The organism is Lentimicrobium sp. L6, from assembly GCF_013166655.1.
In the GTDB taxonomy this organism is placed as follows: Bacteria; Bacteroidota; Bacteroidia; order Bacteroidales; family UBA12170; genus UBA12170.
Genome location: NZ_JABKCA010000174.1, coordinates 1 through 1,237 on the forward strand (window position 1 = coordinate 1; position 1,237 = coordinate 1,237).

The window sequence follows — 1,237 nt, forward strand, 5'->3', positions numbered from 1 at the left end:
ATTAAATTTTGAGCAACAAATTGAAAGAGCTTTTTGCTTAAGTTAACGCTAATGGCCTTTGCGGCTTGGCGTGAATTATATTAAAACTGAATCTTATAGCTAACATATGGATAGATAATTTCTAGTCCATAGGGCTCCACAGTTTTGGTTTTGTAATTATAAGCATGACCTAAATTCTCTTCTTGCATTAATAGATTTTTGGCTTGCAGAATAATAGAATGGGCACATTTGGGTCTGTTGATGGTATAATTCAAACTCAAATCGACATAATAGCTAGTGGGTAATTGGTCTTCATAAAGTCTCGACTCATCATAAATAACGAATTGGTTTTCTAACGATTTCTCCATATCGACTGGCGATTGTCTTTTGCCTCCCAAAATGGTGAACTTTCCATTGATTCCAAAAGTGTGGTTCTTTTTTGTCTGCCATTCTTTACCTGCCAATACATTAAAAACAAAATTCTGATTATAACGGGTATTTCTCTCTATGCCATCCCCTCCTTTAAATTTCGATTCGTATAGCGATGCCGTCACCATATAGTAAAATCCATTATTGATGAATTGCTCTAAAGTGAAATCGATTCCCATATTAGTTCCTGTTCCAGAATTGTCTAGTTCATCAGTGAAAAAAGTCTCGCTGGAATAATTAATCATGGAGAAAGAACTATCTGGCGTTACCGGAACATCATAAAGCATTTGATAATAAGGTTCAATAGTGAAATGGGTATTGGCTCCCAATTTCATATCGTAAGACAAAACAAAGTGATGGGCTTTGGTCACATTTAAATTCTGGTTTAGTAGTTCGTAGCCATTAGTTGTTGGAACTTCTGTTTTATATATCCTGAGCGGTTCTATTCTGCTGTGCTTTCCATAAGCCAAGCTTAAAGTTTGCCTTGGGGTAACTTCCCAGTTAATCCCTAGTCTCGGCTCTGGAATAAACTCATTATTGGTATTAAAATAAACAAGGTGAAGGCCAGCATTGATATTCAGGTTCTCTCGTAGGTAGTATTTGGACTGGGAGTATAATTGTACACTCATCGCATTTCCTTTACTATCTACAAAGTAATCGGCCACCTCATTTTCTCCCACATTGGTATTATTGGCAATGTCTAAATCGTAGCTCAAGCGACTCACCACCACTCCAGTTCTATTGGTATGCCTGCTGTTAAATTTCACATTTAAATAACCCGAGTTCGATTATAAAAACAGAGCTAATTGATCGTCTTTCTCCAAATCAT

General features: G+C 36.5%; 1 protein-coding gene. It reads right to left on the bottom strand.

What is annotated here, in order from left to right:
• Nucleotides 1-80 precede the first annotated feature (80 nt).
• A complete protein-coding gene (locus HNS38_RS20065) occupies nt 81-1,175 on the bottom strand; it encodes a TonB-dependent receptor (RefSeq protein WP_172347004.1) in 1,095 nt (364 codons plus the stop codon).
• Nucleotides 1,176-1,237 lie beyond the last annotated feature (62 nt).